The sequence below is a fragment of the bacterium genome (genome assembly GCA_035380285.1).
Lineage (GTDB): Bacteria > Auribacterota > Erginobacteria > Erginobacterales > DAOSXE01 > DAOSXE01.
Genome location: DAOSXE010000063.1, coordinates 2679 through 5828, shown reverse-complemented (window position 1 = coordinate 5828; position 3150 = coordinate 2679). Strand labels below are relative to the sequence as shown.

Annotated in this window: 2 protein-coding genes; both read right to left on the bottom strand. The window is 63.7% G+C overall.

All coding sequences use genetic code 11. The annotated features are described in order from the left end of the window. Positions 1-348 precede the first annotated feature (348 nt). The gene (locus PLZ73_12555) at positions 349-837 is read right to left on the bottom strand and encodes an ROK family protein (protein ID HOO78704.1); all 489 of its coding nucleotides are present in this window, start codon (positions 835-837) and stop codon (positions 349-351) included. Between the two features lie 25 nt (positions 838-862). Continuing rightward, positions 863-2818, bottom strand: a complete 1956-nt coding sequence (locus PLZ73_12550) for a glycosyl hydrolase family 17 protein (protein ID HOO78703.1) — start codon at positions 2816-2818, stop codon at positions 863-865. Positions 2819-3150 lie beyond the last annotated feature (332 nt).

The following is a 3150-nucleotide window of genomic DNA, read 5'->3' as shown; positions in this document are numbered from 1 at the left end:
TGCAGCCGGCGGACTACGACGGGGACGGGACCTGGGACTTCGCCGTCTTCCGCTCGGCCTCGGGAAAGTGGCTGATCCGGGGGGTGAGCGCCCCCTACTACGGCGCTACCACCGATCTCCCCGTCACCAACCCCTGAGGGGGAGGGGGGCAGAGAGCAGAGTGCATAGAGAAAACCACCTCCGCCCCGGACCCTTTGGGGTTTAGGGTTCGGGGTCCGGGTTCGGAGAATTATATGTCATTGCGAGGAGCTTCAGCGACGAAGCAATCTCTTTGCTCTATGCCCTATGCTTTTCACAGGTGCAAAATTTCCCTGAGCCCCGAGCCCTATTTCCCCTCCTTCGGGCTATTCATGGCGATTCATTTCCTGTGTCCCCCCGGCGTCGGCGCGTCAGGTCGTCGCGTTTTTTCGCGGCTGCCTGAATAAGCCGGGCCAGTTCGGCGGACATTTGCACAAATTTTCCGTAGTCGCTGACTTCGCCGTCGACGGCGGGGGGAACGTAGGCGAGGGGCCCGGCCGGGGAAAAATCGTCTTCGGCGATGACCAGGCCGAAATGCCGGATGATGGTGTCTTCGACGATATCGTCGAGAGGACTGGCATTGCGCTCCCGGACGTCGATGGCAAGTACGGCTTCCATCCTTGTCTTCATCCGCTCGAAGTCGCCGCCGTCCCCGCCTCCCACCGCCACCGAGATGATCTCCTGTGGGTCGAAGGCGTTGACGACGGTGTACATGGTGGTCGGGGCCCCGAAGCCGGTGGCGTGAAACCAGGCCTTGCGGTAGTCGTCGAACGTTTTTCCTTCCCGGAGCCGTCTGTGAATGATGGTGATAAACTTCATTGTAGCCCTCCCGCCGGCGCCGGCGTCACCGCGGTTCGGCGGATTGAAATCGGCAGTTGAACCGCTGAACCGGGTCGAAACGGACTCCTCCCCGGAATTGGCCCAGTTCGAGGAAGAAGTCGATGCCGTCGTGGGGCGAGAACAGCTTCCAGACCCCGGGTTGGGAAAACCGTATCCGGCCCCGGCCGCGACCGAAGTCCAGGGCGAGGAAGAAGGCCCCGCCCGAATCCCGGTCGGTCCCCTGGCAGTAGAAGACCGTCTTTTTCCGGAGCAGTGTCCCGGGGGCCAGCTCGCGGCGGTGATCGTCCAGGGAAAACGCCGCTTCGTCCCGGTCCGGATCGAACCCGGCCCCGGGAGGTAGCCGGAAACGGAACTGCACGTCTCCCCGGGTCAGGTCCCGGGATGAGGCGTAGAGGAGGTCGGCGCGGAGAACCTGGAAAAGCGGTAGGGGGGTTCCCCCCGTCTCCAGGGCGGAGCACCCCTGAACGCCGGCCCGGTACCGGCACACCGAATTTTCCCGGGGCGCGGCCGCGAAACTCAGGACGGTTTCCCCGAAAGCCAGGGCCGTCTCCAGCCCGTCGCGGGTATCGACGTTCTCCAGGTCCGCCCGGGCCCGGAACCGCCAGACGCGGTTGGGGGTCAGCCGAAACTCGATTTCGCCGTCGTCGTACGCGTATGCGCCCTCGCCGCCGAAAAACTTGTCCGGAGGAAGGAAAAACTCCCTGCCCTCGAAGCGCACCGCCAGGCCTTGCTCGTTCAAAATCGGGTCTCCTTCCGGCAGCCAGGTCCCGGCCAGTTCCAGCGTATCCGCTCCCGCCGGCGCCGCCGCCGGGGCATTGGCCTGGAATCCGGCCGCGCCGCAGTAGGCCAGGGAAGGGGGGGACGGGAGGCCTTGTTTCCAGGCGCCGTTCCGGCGGGGGGTTCCTCCCGTCCAGAGCCCGAAGTGCCGTTCGTATTCGGGGCCGGTTTTCGTGGATTCGTCGAAGGCCTCGAAGCACAGCAGTCCGCGGACCGCGTTGGTTCGGCCGCTCATCCAGGTATAGACCTTGGAGAGGTAGGCGGATTCGTTGGCGAGGGTGGCCGGCGAACTCCCGGCGGCGGTACCGTCGGAGGCCCAGCCGGTCTCGCCGAACATGACCGGATGCCTCCCCACCAGGGCCGGATAGTGCCCGGTCACCTGGTCGATGTAGGTCTGCAGGGAATGCGCCCCCCCCGAGACCGATTGCCCGATCGGCATTCCCCATTCGAAGGGGTAGCAGGTCATGAGAAAAGGTACTCCGTCGGCCAGGGATTCCAGCAGCGCCCGCCGGTTCGGGTACTGCGAGGGGTCCCCGGCCCAGACGTCGGCCTGCAGGCAGTAGGAAACGGCGACGGCACCGAACCCGTTTCCGGTCAAACGGTCCTGGATGGAATTTTTCAGGGAGACCAGCGAGTTGGAATCGTGAGGGTCGGCGGGGATATTCTCGTTGCCGGCCAGGGCCAGGATCACCGTCTCCCGGAACATGGAGGGGGTTACGTAGTCGACGTTGGTGTAGGCGTAATTGTCGAAAACGGCTTTGGCCATGACCTGGCCTTTCCGGGCCTCCGGGGTGTTCTTGATCAGGGCCAGGACGTCCCCGAACTGCGCGATCATCTGCTGGTTATTGGCCGCCGCCGGATTCACGGGGACTTCGACGATGACCTTGAGGTTGTTCCGGAAGGCTTCCCCGATGAAATTGAGGTAATGGGCCTGGCTGCTCAGCCAGTAGGAGCGCACGACCTGAAATCCTTTCCGGGCCACGAGGGGAAAATCCTTGGCGAATGCGTCCAGGGTGGTCTGGGGGTTGCTGTTGTCGGCCTGGCCGTAATGAGTGGGGGAGTAGCAGACTCCCAGGAAACGGGTCGGATAGGAGTACGCGGGGTCGGCGCCGCCGGCCCGGGCGCCGGGGAAGAGCAGCAACGCCGGGACGAACCGTAACAACAGCCTGAACCTTGCGCGCATACACACCTCCGTTGTGCGCTGAAATTTCCGGGACGAGGGTACACCATTTCGCTTCCGGAAGCCATCTCGCGAAGGGGAAAAGAGAGGGTTCGGGGCTCGGGAAGAGAAGCATGGGGCATAGGGCCCGGCACTCTGCTCCCCCCCCCTTCATGAACTTCATGCCCTTCATGGTTATTTCCCAATCCTTCCCCCATCAGAGTTAATCAGAGTAATCAGGTGCAAGAGGGGTTCGGGGCTCGGGAAGAGAAGCATGGGGCATAGGGCCCGGCACTCTGCTTCCCCCCCCCTTCATGAACTTCATGCCCTTCATGGTTATTTCCCAATCCTTCCCC